This is a genomic window from Aurantiacibacter xanthus (assembly GCF_003584015.1).
In the GTDB taxonomy this organism is placed as follows: domain Bacteria; phylum Pseudomonadota; class Alphaproteobacteria; order Sphingomonadales; family Sphingomonadaceae; genus Alteraurantiacibacter; species Alteraurantiacibacter xanthus.
The window spans coordinates 1-15392 of sequence record NZ_QXFM01000012.1 but is presented as its reverse complement, the minus strand read 5'-3'; the positions used below and the strand labels follow the sequence as shown (position 1 = coordinate 15392).

Below are 15392 nucleotides of genomic sequence, written 5' to 3'. Positions count from 1 at the left end.
TCGCGAAGGCCCGGCCATGGCGCGCGACCTGCTGCTGCTCGCCGGGCGCGGAGCCGAGGCGCTCGATGGCTGGGATGTGCCCGCCTTCCCGCTCAAGGGCGGCCAGATTGTCGCGCGCGGTGTGGGTGCGGGGCCGGAAGTCGCGCGCATCCTGCAAGCGGTCGAAGCGCGCTGGATCGCGGAGGATTTCCCCTCGGAAAGGCGGGTGGCAGAAATTCTCGACGAGGAATTGCCCCAACGCGCTTGAACCGGGGAACGTTTATGGTGCAGGTAGCGTTAAGAGTGCTGCTGCTAAAGCACTCTCAAGGGTTTGAGGCCTGTTTTGCCTCACAAGTGTCTGCCGCTTCGCGGTGTGCCGCCCGCCATCGTTTTTCCGGCCCAGCCTCGCGCGCTGTCGGATTTTGTGTTGCTCCCGGCCCCGCCTTGTCCGCTGGCTGGATGGAAGAGGAATTTGCATGACTAACAAACTCACCGCTCTTGCCGCCACTCTCGCTCTCACCTTTGGCGCCGGTGCCGCCAACGCGCAGGAAGTCGGCGCGACCGTGATGGGCAACGACGGCATCCAGATCGGAACCATCGCCGCCAACGACGGCGCCAACGCCGTGGTCGACACCGGCAAGCATCAGGTGCCGCTGGCGCTGGAAAGCTTCGGCGAAGGTGACAACGGCTACACGCTCAACATCACCAAGACCGAACTCGACGCGATGATGGACGAGGAAGTGGCCCGCCGCGAAGCCGCTCTTGCCGCTGCGCTGGTGGTCGGTGCGGAAGTCGCCACCGCCGATGAAGTGTCGCTCGGCACCATCGACGAGATGACCGACGTCGGCATCACCATGGTGCAGGATGGCGAGCCGCTGACCCTGCCGCGCGAGATGTTCGCGCTCGACACCGACGGTTCGGTGATCGTGCTGGCCAACAAGGCCGACATCGACGCCGCCATCGCGGCTGCGCAGGCGAGCTAAGCCAGCGCTCTGACGCTTAAAAAGGCCCGCGTGGAGACGATCCGCGCGGGCCTTTTTGTATCCCGCCTCCCCTCCCCTTGGGGAGGGGCCGGGGGTGGGGGCTCGACGCTGGCAACCGTGGGAAGCCCCCATCCCAACCCTTCCCCAAGGGGAAGGGCTTTGCGCGTCAATGCTCTGTCATCCCGCTTTAGAACCGGTTATCCTTCGGAAAGCCGTTCGGCGGCAGACGGCCCGCCGCGCCACGCGCCACCTTCCACATCCCGATCTCGGTCTCGTTGCGGGTGCGCCCGGTCTCGCCGCCCATCTGCCAGCTCAGCCCCTCGGCCAGCGTGAAGGTGGTGGCATCGGACAGCCCGCCGTCGCGATAGCGCTGCAAGGTCACACCCTGCCCGCGCGTCATGATCGGCATCTCTTCGAGGCTGAACACCACCAGCTTGCGGTTCTCGCCCACCACCGCGACATGATCGTGCTCGGCGGCGATCGGGCGGACCACCACCAGCCTGGCATCGCCCTTCAGGTTCACCACCTGCCGCCCCTTGCGCGTTTCGGCCAGCAGTTCGTCGGTCACCGCGACAAAGCCCTTGCCGGTATCGGCCGCGAGAAGGATCTGCCGCCCCGGCGCATGGACGATCATCGCCATGATCTGCGTCGCGGCATCGATGTCGAGCCCGTTGCGCACCGGCTCGCCAAAGCCGCGCGCACCCGGCAGCTTGTCCGCGCCCAATGTGAAGAAGCGCCCGTCGCTGCCGCACAGCAGGAGCTTGTCGGTGGTCTGGCAGTGGACAGCGAAGGCCGCGCCATCGCCCTCCTTGTACTTGAAGTCGCCGCAGCCATCCTGCCCCAGATCGACATGGCCCTTGGCCGCGCGCACCCAGCCCTTCTGGCTCATGACGACCGTGACCGGCTCCTTCTCGATCATCGCGCTGGGATCGAACTCCACGGTCGGCGCGGCCTCGGCAATCGTCGTGCGACGGCGGCCCAGCGCGGTATCCTCGGCATAGTCCTTGCGCAGCGTGCGCAGATCCTTCTTGAGCCGGGTGCGCTGACGGGCCGGGCTTTCGAGCAGCTTCTCCAGCTCATCCTTCTCGGCCAGCAAGTCGTCCTTTTCCTGCCGCAGCTGCATTTCCTCCAGCTTGCGTAAAGATCGCAGCCGCATGTTGAGGATGGCTTCGGCCTGCCGGTCGGTGAGATTGAACTCGGCCATCATCACCGGCTTGGGCTCGTCCTCGGTGCGGATGATCTCGATCACCCGGTCGAGGTTGAGGAAGGCGATGATATAGCCCTCGACCAGCTCCAGCCGGTCGGCGATCTTGCCCAGCCGGTGGCGGGTGCGGTTCTGCAGGATTTCGAACTGGTGGCGCAGCCAGTTTTCGAGCAGCTCCTTCAGCCCCATCACCATCGGGGTGCGGGTCGCATCCAGCACGTTGAGGTTCAGCCCGAAGCGCGTTTCGAGGTCGGTCAGTTTATAGACGCTCTCCTTGAGCATCTCGGGATCGACATTGCGGCTGCGCGGCACCAGCACGAGACGGATGTTCTCGTCGCTCTCGTCGCGCACGTCTTCGAGCAGGGGCAGCTTCTTGTCGGCGATCACCTGGGCGATCTGCTCGATCAGCTTGCCCTTCGGCACCTGATAAGGAATTTCCGAAATAACAAGCTGATAGCCGCCACCCTTGTGACGTTCTATCCCCGCCTCGCGGTCCTCGGCATTGTCGGCCTCGGCGGCGTAAAACCGCCCGCGCACCCGGAACGAGCCGCGCCCGGTTTCGTAAGCCTTCGAGATCGCCTCGGGGCTGTCGACGATCAGGCCGCCGGTGGCGAAGTCCGGCCCCTGCATCAGCTCCATCAGCCTTGCGTGCTCGACATGCGGGTTGTCGATCAGTTCGAGCGCGGCGTCGATCACCTCGGCGGCGTTGTGGCTGGGAATGTTGGTGGCCATGCCCACCGCGATCCCGCTCGACCCGTTGGCGAGCAGGTTGGGGAACAGGCCCGGAAAGATGACCGGCTCTTGCTCCTCGTTGTTGTAGGTCGGCACGAAGTCGACCGTGCCTTCGTCGAGCCCCTCCATCAGCTGCAGCGCGGTCTTGGTCAGGCGGCATTCGGTGTAGCGCTGCGCAGCGGCGTTATCGCCGTCGATATTGCCGAAGTTGCCCTGCCCTTCGATCAGCGGGTAGCGCAGCGTGAATGGCTGCGCGAGGCGGACCATCGCATCGTAGAGCGCGCTGTCGCCATGCGGGTGATACTTGCCCATCACGTCGCCGACCACGCGGCTCGACTTCTTGAACGCGCTGTCCGGACCGAGACGCAGCCCGCGCATACCCCACAGGATGCGGCGGTGGACCGGCTTCAGCCCGTCGCGCAAATCGGGCAGCGAGCGCGCGGTAATCGTCGACAGGGCGTAAACGAGGTAGCGCTCGGACAGGGCGCTATCGAACGGCGCATCGACGATGGCGTCGAACGGATCGTGGTCTTCGGTTTCGGCAGGCGACATGCGGTCTGGCCTAGCAGTGGCTCGGCTCAGAGGACAGCGCGGAACAATGCGGTTTCCCCAAGCGTAAGTTGGTCAGACAGCAATTTCTGATGAAAGAACTCCCATGACCCAACATGTTATGATCCTCGCCACCAACGGCTTTGAACAGAGCGAGCTGGAAGGCCCGAAGCAGCGACTGGAAGAGGCCGGCTACAAGACCACCGTGGTCAGCCCCGAAAGCGGCCAGATCAAGGGGTGGGACAACAAGGACTGGGGTCGCCCGGTCGATGTCGACCTGACGCTCGACAAGGCGAAGGCGGATGACTTCGATGCGCTGGTGCTGCCCGGCGGCCAGATGAACCCCGATATCCTGCGCATGAACAAGGATGCCGTGGCCATGGTGAAGACCTTCGTGGATGCGGGCAAGCCCGTTGCGGCGATCTGCCACGCGCCATGGCTGCTGGCCGAAGCGGGCGTGATCGAAGGCAGGACCGTGACCGGCTGGCCCTCGATCCGCACCGACCTGCGCAATGCCGGCGCCAATGTGGTGGACAAAGACGCGGCGGTGGACGGCAACCTCATCACCAGCCGCAAGCCGGACGATATTCCGGCCTTCTCCAACGCCCTGATTGCCGCATTGAAAAACGACTACGAACTGGTCTGACCCCGGCCAGCGTCGCTGATTACCGGAGGCCCCGTCGACGTGTTCGGCGGGGTCTTGTTCGTGGGCTCTTGCCAAATCGCTTTCCGACCTCATAGAATGTGGCAAGAATAAGGCACCCGCTGCAAGCTGACAGGAGAGCGAAGCATGAAACGTTTGTTCATACCGGCTTGCGCGGCCCTGGCGCTGACGGCTTGCGGCCAGCAGGGCGATTACAGCGCCACCGAAGAGCGGCTGACGACGGTTGATGTCGCCGAAGCGCCAGCGGACGATGCGGCGGGCGGAGAAAGCCCGGTCTCGATCCCGCAGATCGCCTATGTCTACGAATATGGCTTCCGCGTTGCGGCGCGCGAGATGGCGCCGTTGCAGGAACGGCATGTTGCGCTGTGCGAAAAGCTCGGGCCGCGGCAGTGTCAGGTGCTGGAAATGCGCTCTTCGGGTGACGAGGGCGATTATGCCTACGGCTCGCTCAATCTCGCGGTGGCGGCGGACAAGGCGCGGGCGTTCGGCGCGCAACTGGCCACCACGGCGGGTGAGGCTGGCGGCGAACAGGTGTCGTCGGCGATCACCGGGGAAGATCTTTCCAAGCAGATTGTCGACACCGAAGCGCGGCTGCGCGCCCGCACCGCCCTGCGCGACCGGCTGATGGAAGTGCTCGAAACGCGGCGCGGGACCGTGGCGGAACTGGTCGAGGCCGAGCGCGGCGTGGCGCAAGTGAACGAAGAGATCGATCAGGCGCGTTCGTGGCTGGCGGAGATGCGCGGGCGGGTCGATTTCAGCCGGGTCAACGTGCAATATCAGAGCGGCACGCCCTCCGGCGGCGGTTTCGTCGAGCCGATCCGGCGCGCCTTCGGCTCGATCGGATCGGTGCTCGGCAACGTCATCGCCGCGCTGATCGTGCTGGCCACCGTGGCCGTTCCGGTCGGGCTCGTCGTCTGGCTTGGCCTGCTCGGCTGGCGGCGGGTGCGGCCAAAGAAAAAGCCCGCCGCGGACACCGAAAGCTAGGCCCCGGCTCAGAACCCTTGCGCGTTGTGGCTCTCGCTCGGGATGCGCACTTCCATCCCGTCGAGATCCTCGCTCAGCAGGATCTGGCACGACAGGCGGCTGGTCGCCTCCACGTCGGCGGCGAGGTCAAGCATGTCCTCTTCCTCCTCGCTGGCATCGGGCAGGCGCGCGAACCACTCGCGGGCGATGATCACATGGCAGGTCGAGCAGGCCATCTGGCCCTCGCACGTTCCTTCGAGCGGCATCCCGGCGCGCTGCCCCACTTCGAGCAAGCTGTCGCCCGGCGCGGCCTCAATCGCGCACTTTTCGCCCTCGCGTGTAATGAAGGTGACCTTGATGGCGTCTATCCTTGTTGCGACGCAGCATGTATAATTCGTTCGGCGGCCTCTTCAAGCTGAGAAAGCGTGGTGTAGCGCCCGAAACCCAGCCGGATCGACGATTTCGCCTGTGTTTCGCTGAGGCCAAGCGCGCGCAACACATGGCTCGCCCTGCCCGAACCGCTGGCACAGGCCGATCCCGCCGAGAACATCACATCGCGGCAGTCGCTCATCAGGCGCGCAACGTCGAGCCCCTCCCGGCGCAGGTTGAGATTGCCATGCCAGCGCTGGGTTGCGCTGCCGTTCAGCTCCCAACCGGCAAACAGTTCGCGGGCACGGGTCCAGAGCATTGCGACATGGGCGGCGTCCTCCTCCATCCGCTTGGCCGCCAGCGCCGCCGCCGCACCGAACCCGGCGCACAGCATCGGCGACAGGGTGCCCGAACGTATCCCTTGCTCCTGCCCGCCGCCGGTCGAAACCGGTGCCAGTTCCACCCCGTCGCGCAGCCACAAGGCCCCGATTCCCTTCGGCCCGTGCAGCTTGTGTGCGCTGACCGCAATCATATCGGCCTCGGCGCAGGTAAGTTTGCCATAGGCCTGCACCGCATCGCACAGATAGAGCGCACCGATGCCCTGCGCGCGGGTGTACCACTGGGCGGTCGGCTGGATCGTGCCGATCTCATTGTTGACCTGCATCACCGCGACCAGCCGCGTGCCCTCGGGCAGGTCTTGCGAAGGGTCACACAACCCCTCGCCCGTGGCCCTAAGCTCGTGGTGCTGGCCCAGCGCCCGCGCCGTATCGAGTACGGCGGCATGTTCGATCGCCGAGCAAGCCACCGGACCGCCCACACCGCGCATGGCGAGGTTGATCGCCTCGGTCGCGCCGCTGGTGAAGATCACCCGCCCGCCTGCCGGAAACAGCGCCGCGACCTGATCGCGCGCGACCTCGACCGCAGCGGCGGCCATGCGTCCCATCCGGTGGGGAGAGTGCGGGTTGCCGAACTGCGCGCTGTCCGGCCCGCCGAACCACGGTTCCATCGCCGCGCGGGCTTCAGGGGCAAGCGGGGTGGTGGCCTGATAGTCGAGATAGATCATGCTTCACCCACCAGGCAGCGAAGGTGACGAAGTTGACACTGTGACAGATGCCCTCGCCCTACGCTGTCCCGCAGGTTTGCACCACTTTGCGGCCAACTGGCGAAGTTGACAGTCTGGCGGAATTTCTCGGATTTGGCGGTGTGCGTCATAGGGCCGTTGTGGGGCTTTTGGTGTCTGTAGGAAAGGGTTGACCCTTCTTCCGCTCGCCCTGAGCTTGTCGAAGGGCTGGTTTTCTGAATCGCGGTCCGACTAAACAAACAAGAACGGCCCTTCGACAAGCTCAGGGCGAGCGGTGTTTCTGTGGGACCGCCCACTGTGCATGCCAGCAATCCGCCGGCCCAAACTTGATCGCGTGACACGAGCATGGCTTGATCACCCGCCCTGCTATAGGTTCCCCCCATGCTCCTGATCGTTGGAACCGTTCGCCTGCCCGCCCACAACCTTGAGGCGGCCCGCCCGATCATGCAGCGTATGGCCGAGGCCAGCCGCGCCGAGGACGGCTGCGCGCAATACAGCTATGCCGAAGACCTGTTCGACCCCGGCCTCATCCATGTGAAGGAGATGTGGGTCGACCAACACGCGCTCGACCGCCACTTCGCCACCGCACATCTGGCCGAGTGGCGCGCCGCCTGGCCCGACCTTGGCATCGGCGAACGCGACCTGCGGGTTTACGATGTCGGAGAGCCGCGTTCGACCTGAGGAGACCGCTTACTTCGCGGTTCTGAGCGCCTCAAGATAGGCCAGAAGGTTGGAGATATCGCCCTCTTCGAACACGAACACCGGCATTTCGGTCGTATGGCCGACCTGAATTCCGCGCTCGAACGAACCGGCCACCGCCCATGCCGGCAAACGGTGCGAAGCGGTTTCGAGGCTGGGGGCGTGCGGATTGGGCGACGTGCCATCCTCCAGCGCATGACAGCTGGCGCAATTGGCCTGCGCGAAAGTGCGGCCCTTGGCGGCGCTTTCGGAAAGACCAGCTGCATCGCGATCGGTTACGCAAGCCGTAACGAGAAGGGCAGCGGCACCAATGATCACAGGCTTGAGCACGATAAACTTCCTCTTGTTCTTTGGCCGCGCTCTAGCGCAGCACGGTTGAGCGGCGCAAGTGAGCTTCGGTGACGAGAGCATGGCCGGACTATACGGCAATGGAGGTGGGAAGCGGACGCTTTTGCCTATTCGTCATTCCGGACCTAATCGGGGGTTCGGCTGGTTGAATGCAAGAGACCAAGGAAGCTGGAACCCGGCTCAGGGCGAGCAATTGGTGCTATCGAAGCCCCCGCCACACCGCCACGAATGCCTCCAGCTCCGCCGCGCTCGTGTTCCACCCCAGCGACACCCGGATCGTCCGCCGCGCCTGATCGTCGTCCACCCCGAAGGCATCGAGCACGCGGCTCTTCTTCAGCGTGCCCGACGAGCACGCGCTCCCCGCCGACACCGCAAAACCCATCGCATCGAGCCGGATCAGCAGCGCCTGCGCGCTCATGGTGGGATGCGTGAGCGCCGTGATGTAGTCGACCTGCTCGCCCAGTTCGAGCACATCGCCCGCCAGCGCCGCGCGGAACTCCGCCCGTTCCGCCATTGATGTCGCCCAGTCGCCCGACTCAAGCGCGGCGGCCATGCCCATGATCGCGGGCAGGTTCTCGGTCCCGGCGCGATAGCCGCGTTCGTGGCCGCCCATCGGTTCGAGCAGCGCGAAATCGCGCAGCAGCAGCGCGCCGACGCCAATCGGCCCACCGAACTTGTGCGCCGACACCACCGCCATATCCACCTGCGGCAGGGCGAGCTTGCCCGCACTCTGCGAGCAGTCGGAGAGAACCAGAGCGCCGGTCTCGCCCAGCACCCGCGCCATGTCCTCAACCGGGTTGATCGTGCCCGTCTCGGGGTTGACGTGCTGGACCGCAAAAACGGTGTCACCGTCAAGCGCGACATCCTCGGCGTAAACCTGCGCATCGGGCGCGGCGCGGAACACCGCGTCGTGCTCCACCGCGCTGACCACCCGGCGGCTCGCCCTGGCGCGGCCCAGACCGAGCGCCAGCGCCTCGCTCGCGCCGCTGGTAAAGATCACCTCGCCCGCCCAGCCGAGCGCCTCCTTCACCCGTTCGCGCGCCTCTTCAAGCGCGGCCTTGGCCTTGCGGCCCTCGGCGTGGGGGCTGCTGGGATTGGCCCAGATCGCCAAGCCCTGTTCCATCGCGGCGCGCGCTTGCGGGCGAAGCGGCGAGGTGGCAGCGTGATCCAGATAGATACGGGTCATGCGGAAAGAATTGCGAAGAACGCCATCGTCCCTATATAGCCGCCGACTTCCCCCGCGCCAGCCGCGCGGTTTCAAAACCACATAAAGCAGAGCCGATCAGCCCATGCCGCACGTCATTTTCCCCGGCCCCGAAGGCCGCCTCGAAGGCCGCTACTCGCCCGCTCCGCGCCCGCGCGCACCCGTGGCGATGATCCTCCACCCGCACAGCCAGGGCGGCGGGACCATGAACGACCGCATCGTCCAGCGCCTGTACAAGACCTTCGTCGATCGCGGGTTCGCCACACTGCGCTTCAACTTCCGCGGCGTCGGCAAGAGCCAGGGCAGCTTCGACAACGGCATCGGCGAACTGTCGGATGCCGCCTCGGCGCTCGACTGGGTGCAGTCGATCCACCCCGAAGCGCAGGTGACCTGGGTCGCAGGCGTGAGCTTCGGCGCGCTGATCGGCATGCAGCTGCTGATGCGCCGCCCGGAAATCCGCGGCTTCATCTCGGTCGCCCCGCCCGCCAACATGTACGACTTCAGCTTCCTCGCGCCCTGCCCGGCCTCGGGCATCTTCATTCAGGGCACGGGCGACACGGTCGTGCAGCCAAACAGCGTGCAGAAGCTGGTCGACAAGCTGCGCACGCAGAAGCACATCACGATCCACCACGACGAGATCCCGCGCGCCAACCACTTCTTCGAAAACGAACTCGAAGAGCTGATGGGCTCGGTCGACAAGTATCTCGACTTCCGGCTCGATCCGTCCTGCCCGATTACCTGATCGGCTGACCGCAAACCGGCACGCCGGGCGGGAACCCGCCCGGCTCCCCATCCGTAAATCCCCCCGAACCCGGCACTTGCCGGAGGAAAATTCGTGCCTGAATTTCAGGTCTTTCCTCCGTTCCCCGCTGGTGGTAATGTGTAACATAATAACATTACAAGGAGGGAGTTTGAGATGGCATATGTTGACAGCACAGCCGCGCCCGGCGCTCGGGCCAAGGCCCTGCTCGGCGTCGGTGCGATCCATGCGGTCATGGCAATCGGTGTCTATACCGGGCTGACCATCACGGGCGTGATCGCGCCGCCCGAAAAGATCGTCACCGCGTGGAACGTCCCCACCCCGACGCCCACGCTCGAACCGCCGCCGCCGGAAAAGATCGAGCAGCAAGTGCCCGAGGTCGTGACCTACAATCCGCCCAAGGCGCCCGAGCGCAAGCTCGACCTGCCGACGCGCGACCCGATTGTCGCGGCTCCGTTCGACGATGGCCCGGTCATGCCCACGATCCCGCGACAGTTTCCGGGCACGGGCACCGGCGACCTGGCTCTGCCCACGCCTTCGCCCTCACCGAGCTTCGCGGCGGTGGGGCCCTCGGCGATCAATGGCCCTACCGGCTGGATCACCACCGACGACTATCCCCGCCGCGACCTCATGCGCGAGAACGAAGGCACGGTGCGCTATCGCCTCGTGGTGGCGAGCAACGGGCGAGTGGAGACCTGCGAGGTGACGCAAAGCTCGGGCCACAGCGGGCTCGATGCCGAGACCTGCCGCCTGCTGCAACGCCGCGCGCGGTTCCAGCCGGCGAAAGACACCAGCGGCGCGCAGGTGGTCGGCACCTTCACCGGCGCGGTGACATGGCAGATTCCCTGAGCGCCGATTCCCTGAGCGCCGATCGGCGCTAGTCGCCGGCGGCGGCGGCATCTCGCAGCGGGATGCCGCCGTCGTCGTCAGGGATCACCCAGATGGCCACATTGGCCACCATCACGAAGGCGAGGATCAGCATCAGCATGCCGCGCTGCTTGTCGCCGCGGCGCAAGAGCGTGATCCCGCCGCCGATCAGGACCGCCGCGGCCAGCATCACGATAGAAACGATAATGTCGAACATCCCCCATCCCTAGCCGCGCCGCGCGCCGTCCGCCAGTTGGGTTTGACTTGGCCGGTTGCGGCTGTAACCAGATAGCATGCACAGCTTCGACACCCCCCTGCTCACCCGCCGCGCGGCCCTGAAGGGCGCCTCGGGCCTCGCCATCGCCGCCACCCTGCCGGGCTGCGTCACCGCCACCGCGACCCCCGCTGCATCGGGTGCCACTGCGCTGCTCGACGATGTCGCCTGGCGGCTGCTCGCGCACGAGCCCGGACGCGCGACCTCGCTCGGGGTCGACACCGGCGTCCATGCCGCGATGCGCGGCCAGCTCGAAGACACCTCGCCCGCCGGCAAGGCCGCGCTGGCCGAGACCCTGCGCGAAGATCTCGCGCGTGTATCGGCGGTCAATGACAGCGGGCTCGACGCGCCCACCCGCACCAGCCTCGAAGTGGTGAAGAGCGCCTATGCCAATGCTCTCGACGGGTTCGCCCAGCCCTATGGCGATGTGGCGGTCGGCTCGTGGCGCAACGCGCCCTATGTCGTGATCCAGAATGTCGGCGGCTATCTCGACCTGCCGCGCAGCTTCGATTCGGACCAGCCGCTGCGCGATGGGGCCGATGTCGACTACTACATGCAGCGGCTGGCGCAGGTGCCCGCTGCGCTTGCGGGCGAGCTGGAGCGGATGCGGTCGGCCCGCGAAATGGGCCTCGTCGCGCCCGACTTCCTGCTCGACAAGGCCATCGGGCAGATGGAGCAGACCATTGCCGACACTGCCGAGGGTGGCGCCTGGGCGATGCCGCTCGGCCGTTCGGAGCTGGCCGAAGCCAGGGCCGCCGTGCCCCATGCCGTGCAGCTGGCGCAAACCGCGATCGCGCCAGTGCTTGCCGCGCAGCTTGAAGAACTTAAGGCCGAACGCGCGCTCGCCACGTCCGACGCCGGGATGTGGGCGCGCCCCGGCGGGCCGGACTATTATCGCTGGGCGCTGAGGGCCAGCACCACCACCAGCCTCAGCCCCGAAGAGGTCCACGAGCTGGGCCACGATACCCTCGCCTCGATCCACGCCAAGATGGACCCGATCCTGCGCTCGCTCGGCTATACCGAGGGCACGGCGGGGCAGCGCATGCACCAGCTTTCGCAGGATGAACGCTTCCAGTTCGCCGAGGGCGACGAGGGCCGCGCGCAGATCATGGATTTCATTCACGAGCGGATCGACTGGATCCGCGCACAGATGCCGCGCGCGTTCAACCGCACCGTGACTGCGCCGCTCGAAGTGCGCCGCCTGCCGCTGGCCGAAGAACCCGGCGCGCCCACCGCCTATGGCGGCGCGGGATCGAAGGATGGCTCGATCCCCGGCAAGATGTGGATCAACCTGCTAACCACCGATCTGCACCGCAAATATACCCTGCCCACGCTGGTCCACCACGAGACCATTCCCGGCCACGTGTGGGAGGGCGAATATTCGAACCAGCTGCCGCTGATCCGCTCGATCCTCGCGTTCAATGCCTTCAGCGAAGGCTGGGCGCTCTATGCCGAGCAACTCGCCGACGAACTGGGGGCCTATGCCGATCACCCCGCATGGCAGCTTGGCTATTTGCAGGATGCGGCCTTCCGCGCCTGCCGTCTGGTGGTCGATACGGGGATGCACGCCAAGCGCTGGAGCCGCGCCGAGGCGCTCACCTTCATCACCGAGCAGACCGGCGATGGCATGGACGAGATGGCCAGCGAGATCGACCGCTATTGCAGCTGGCCGGGGCAGGCCTGCGGCTACATGGTCGGCAAGCTGGAAATCCTGCGTCAGCGCGAGCTTGCGCGTGAGGCGCTGGGCAACCGCTATGACCTCAAGGACTTCAACATGGCGGTGGTGGAAGGCGGCAACGTGCCGCTTGACGTGCTGGCGGGCAACGTCAGCCGCTACATCGCGAGCGCGTCCGGCTAGGCCGGGATGATATTGCATTGACGCGCAAAGCCCTTCCCCCGTGGGGAAGGGTTGGGATGGGGGTTCTGCGCCAACCAGCGTCGAGCCCCCACCCCCAGCCCCTCCCCAAGGGGAGGGGAGGCAAGGTCGATCAGGCCAATGCCGTAAATCTCTAAGGATCAGCCCTTGTTGAACAGGCCCTTGGCCATGTTCGCCACGTCGTTGAGCGGGTTGCCGTCGCCGTCGCGGTCGAGCAGGTGGGCAAGGCTGCCCGGATCGTTCCTGATCGCGTTGGCGAACTCGGTGAGCGAGCCTTCGCCGCCGATCTGCGCGACGATCTGCGACAGGGTGCCGGTGTCGAGCCCGGTCCTGGCCGAAGCGAGTTCAACCGTATCGCCCTGCATCGGATGCGCCTGAGCGAGCGCGGCAATCGCCTTTTCGGCCATCGCCGGGTCAATCCCGACCTTCGCGGCGAGGTTCACCACATCGTCGGGCGAACCGGCGATGGTTTTCAGGATGGTGTCAAGCATGCTCATGGTCTGTCTCCTTCGACGTTAAGTAACGCCGAAGGAGACTTATTCACTGACCATGCAATTTGAAAGACACCGGAGCATCTTTCCTTGCCGATCTCGCTCAGGCCGGTTGGGCGGCAAGCTGCGGAGCAGCCTGCTTCACGGCCTCGTCGACATAGTCTTCGAACTGCGCAAAGTTGGTCACGAACAGCTTGACCAGGTGCTGCGCCATTTCGTCATAGGCGGCCTTGTCGGCCCAGGTCGAACGCGGATCGAGGATCGTCTGGTCGATGCCCAGTTCCTCCAGCGCGGGCACGAACACCGGCACTTCGAAGCCGAAGTTCGGGTCCACACGGTATTCGACACCGTCCATCTTGCCATCGAGCGCCGCGTTAAGCAGGCCGCGCGTCGCCTTCAGCGGCATGCGGTTACCGACGCCGTACTTGCCGCCGGTCCAGCCGGTGTTGAACAGCCAGCACTGGGCATTGCCCTCGGCGATCCGCTTCTTCAGCAGGTTGCCATAGACCGACGGATGACGCGGCATGAAGGCAGCGCCGAAGCAGGTCGAGAAGGTGGCTTCGGGCTCGGTCACGCCGATCTCGGTGCCGGCGACCTTGGCGGTGTAGCCCGAGAGGAAGTGATACATCGCCTGCTCGGGCGTAAGCTTCGCAATCGGGGGCATCACGCCGAAGGCATCGGCGGTTAGCATCACCACGTTCGACGGCACCGGGCCGAGGTTCTTTTCCGAAGTGTTCGGGATGAACTCGATCGGATAGGCACCGCGGGTGTTCTCGGTCTTGCTGGTGTCGGTGAAGTCGATCTCGCGCGTGCCCTCGTCCATGGCGACGTTCTCGAGGATCGTGCCGAACATGCGGGTGGTGGCGTAGATTTCGGGCTCGCCCTCGGCCGAAAGGTCGATCACCTTGGCATAGCAGCCGCCTTCGAAGTTGAAGACCGCCGAGTCCGACCAGCCATGCTCGTCATCGCCGATCAGCGTGCGGCTCGCGTCGGCCGAAAGCGTGGTCTTGCCGGTGCCCGACAGGCCGAAGAAGATCGCCGTCTTGCCGTCGGCGCCGATATTGGCCGAGCAGTGCATCGGCATCACGCCCTGCTCGGGGAGCAGGTAGTTCAGCAGGCCGAACACGCCCTTCTTCATCTCGCCCGAATATTCGGTGTTGCCGATCAGGATCAGCTTCTCGGTGAAGTTGACCGCGATCACGGTGTCGCTGCGGCAACCATGACGCTCAGGGTCGGCCTTGAAGCTGGGCAGGTTGATGATGGTATATTCGGGGGCGAAGGTGGCCAGCTCGTCCTGCGTCGGGCGCACCAGCAGCGTGCGCACGAACAGCGAGTGCCAGGCCATCTGCGTGATCACGCGCACGTTCACGCGGTATTCCGGCTGCGAACCGCCGAACAGGTCGGCCACGTAAAGCTCGTCCTTGCCTTCCAGCTCGGCGAGGAAATCGGCCTTGAGGTTGGCGAAGTGTTCGGGGCTCATCGGCTGGTTGATGGCACCCCAGTTGATCGACTCCTCGGTGGTGGCATCGCGCACCACGAACTTGTCCTTCACGCTGCGCCCGGTGAAGCGCCCCGTCTCGACCACCAGCGGGCCATGCGCCGCCAGCTTGCCCTCGCCGCGCTCCAGTGCATGCTCCACCAGCGCGGCAGTTCCCAGGTTGGGATAGATCTTGGCCTTGGTCGAAAGGCCTTGTTCGGACAATGAAACGTTCAGGGGTGTCACATGCGTCTCCTCACGCAGGTTGGTCATGGCGCTCTTGGGCGGTCGCCGGCTACTGGCAGGGCGCATAGGGTGCGCGCCCCGCAAGGTCAATTTGCTGCGCGATATGGTGCAGCATATGCCCTGAAATGCTACAGCAATGTCCAGAGTTGCAACAGCAGTATGATTGAGAAAACGATGCTGGCGCGATAGACCGCTCCGGTAACGAGGTAATTGCATGAACGAAGTGGCAGACCAACAGTATAACGGCAGCGGGCAAGACCCGGCTCCGGGCGAGCCGCAGCGTGTGATCGCGCTGGTCGACGACGATCGCAATATCCTCACCACGCTCTCGATCGCCTTGCAGGCCGAAGGCTATGCCACCCGCGTCTATTCCGATGGCGAGGCCGCGCTCGGCGCGCTGCTCTCCAACCCGCCCGACCTTGCCGTGTTCGACATCAAGATGCCGCGCATGGACGGAATGGAACTGCTCGGCCGCCTGCGCGAACACTCGCGGCTGCCCGTGATCTTCCTCACCAGCAAGGACGAGGAGGAGGACGAAGCCGCCGGCCTTGCCATGGGCGCGGACGACTATATCGCCAAGCCGTTCAGCCAGCGCCTGCTGCTGGCCCGGATCGGCGCGATCCTGC

General features: G+C 65.5%; 16 protein-coding genes and 1 pseudogene. 9 read left to right on the top strand and 8 right to left on the bottom strand.

The window, feature by feature from the left end; translation table 11 throughout:
- Both D2V17_RS02120 and D2V17_RS02115 read left to right on the top strand, forming a co-directional pair.
- A pseudogene (locus tag D2V17_RS02120) lies at nt 1-247 on the top strand (CCA tRNA nucleotidyltransferase); the annotation flags it as partial.
- Nucleotides 248-455: 208 nt separating this feature from the next.
- Nucleotides 456-962 carry a hypothetical protein gene (locus tag D2V17_RS02115; protein WP_119591498.1) on the top strand — a complete coding sequence of 169 codons (507 nt, stop codon included), beginning with the start codon at nt 456-458 and terminating at the stop codon, nt 960-962.
- A 187-nt stretch (nt 963-1149) separates the two neighbouring features.
- On the opposite strand, the gene parC is transcribed toward D2V17_RS02115, so the two are convergent.
- Nucleotides 1150-3450 carry a DNA topoisomerase IV subunit A gene (gene parC / locus D2V17_RS02110; protein ID WP_119591497.1) on the bottom strand — a complete coding sequence of 767 codons (2301 nt, stop codon included), beginning with the start codon at nt 3448-3450 and terminating at the stop codon, nt 1150-1152.
- Between the two features lie 103 nt (nt 3451-3553).
- Here parC and D2V17_RS02105 point away from each other — a divergent pair, with 103 nt between their 5' ends.
- The gene (locus tag D2V17_RS02105) at nt 3554-4093 is read left to right on the top strand and encodes a type 1 glutamine amidotransferase domain-containing protein (protein ID WP_119591496.1); all 540 of its coding nucleotides are present in this window, start codon (nt 3554-3556) and stop codon (nt 4091-4093) included.
- A gap of 144 nt (nt 4094-4237) precedes the next feature.
- Nucleotides 4238-5095: a DUF4349 domain-containing protein gene (locus D2V17_RS02100; RefSeq protein ID WP_119591495.1), complete on the top strand. Its 858-nt coding sequence runs from the start codon at nt 4238-4240 to the stop codon at nt 5093-5095.
- An 8-nt stretch (nt 5096-5103) separates the two neighbouring features.
- Here the strand turns inward: D2V17_RS02100 and D2V17_RS02095 are convergent, their stop codons facing one another.
- Nucleotides 5104-5433 (bottom strand): 2Fe-2S iron-sulfur cluster-binding protein, encoded by a 330-nt coding sequence (locus D2V17_RS02095; RefSeq protein WP_119591494.1) that lies wholly within the window; start codon nt 5431-5433, stop codon nt 5104-5106.
- Nucleotides 5434-5438: 5 nt separating this feature from the next.
- Nucleotides 5439-6506, bottom strand: a complete 1068-nt coding sequence (locus D2V17_RS02090; RefSeq protein ID WP_119591493.1) for a cysteine desulfurase family protein — start codon at nt 6504-6506, stop codon at nt 5439-5441.
- Between the two features lie 399 nt (nt 6507-6905).
- On the opposite strand from D2V17_RS02090, the gene D2V17_RS02085 reads away from it, so the two are divergent.
- Nucleotides 6906-7205, top strand: coding sequence for a putative quinol monooxygenase (locus D2V17_RS02085; protein WP_119591492.1), 300 nt, complete (start codon nt 6906-6908; stop codon nt 7203-7205).
- A 9-nt stretch (nt 7206-7214) separates the two neighbouring features.
- On the opposite strand, the gene D2V17_RS02080 is transcribed toward D2V17_RS02085, so the two are convergent.
- On the bottom strand, nt 7215-7553 hold the full coding sequence (locus D2V17_RS02080) for a c-type cytochrome (protein WP_191229027.1): 339 nt from the start codon (nt 7551-7553) through the stop codon (nt 7215-7217).
- Between the two features lie 217 nt (nt 7554-7770).
- Nucleotides 7771-8757, bottom strand: coding sequence for a cysteine desulfurase family protein (locus D2V17_RS02075; RefSeq protein ID WP_119591490.1), 987 nt, complete (start codon nt 8755-8757; stop codon nt 7771-7773).
- 103 nt (nt 8758-8860) lie between these two features.
- On the opposite strand from D2V17_RS02075, the gene D2V17_RS02070 reads away from it, so the two are divergent.
- Together D2V17_RS02070 and D2V17_RS02065 are read left to right on the top strand one after the other, a co-directional pair.
- Entirely contained in the window at nt 8861-9517 is a 657-nt protein-coding gene (locus D2V17_RS02070) for an alpha/beta hydrolase (RefSeq protein ID WP_119591489.1), read from the top strand.
- Between the two features lie 174 nt (nt 9518-9691).
- Nucleotides 9692-10384: an energy transducer TonB gene (locus D2V17_RS02065; RefSeq protein WP_119591488.1), complete on the top strand. Its 693-nt coding sequence runs from the start codon at nt 9692-9694 to the stop codon at nt 10382-10384.
- 28 nt (nt 10385-10412) lie between these two features.
- On the opposite strand, the gene D2V17_RS02060 is transcribed toward D2V17_RS02065, so the two are convergent.
- A complete protein-coding gene (locus D2V17_RS02060) occupies nt 10413-10619 on the bottom strand; it encodes a hypothetical protein (protein WP_119591487.1) in 207 nt (68 codons plus the stop codon).
- Nucleotides 10620-10695: 76 nt separating this feature from the next.
- On the opposite strand from D2V17_RS02060, the gene D2V17_RS02055 reads away from it, so the two are divergent.
- Nucleotides 10696-12534: a DUF885 domain-containing protein gene (locus tag D2V17_RS02055; protein ID WP_119591486.1), complete on the top strand. Its 1839-nt coding sequence runs from the start codon at nt 10696-10698 to the stop codon at nt 12532-12534.
- A 158-nt stretch (nt 12535-12692) separates the two neighbouring features.
- On the opposite strand, the gene D2V17_RS02050 is transcribed toward D2V17_RS02055, so the two are convergent.
- The gene (locus D2V17_RS02050) at nt 12693-13049 is read right to left on the bottom strand and encodes a hypothetical protein (protein WP_119591485.1); all 357 of its coding nucleotides are present in this window, start codon (nt 13047-13049) and stop codon (nt 12693-12695) included.
- Between the two features lie 97 nt (nt 13050-13146).
- Nucleotides 13147-14793 (bottom strand): phosphoenolpyruvate carboxykinase, encoded by a 1647-nt coding sequence (locus tag D2V17_RS02045; RefSeq protein WP_119591484.1) that lies wholly within the window; start codon nt 14791-14793, stop codon nt 13147-13149.
- 187 nt (nt 14794-14980) lie between these two features.
- On the opposite strand from D2V17_RS02045, the gene D2V17_RS02040 reads away from it, so the two are divergent.
- Nucleotides 14981-15392 (top strand): response regulator (locus tag D2V17_RS02040; RefSeq protein ID WP_147367176.1); only part of this gene is annotated, 412 nt, incomplete at its 3' end.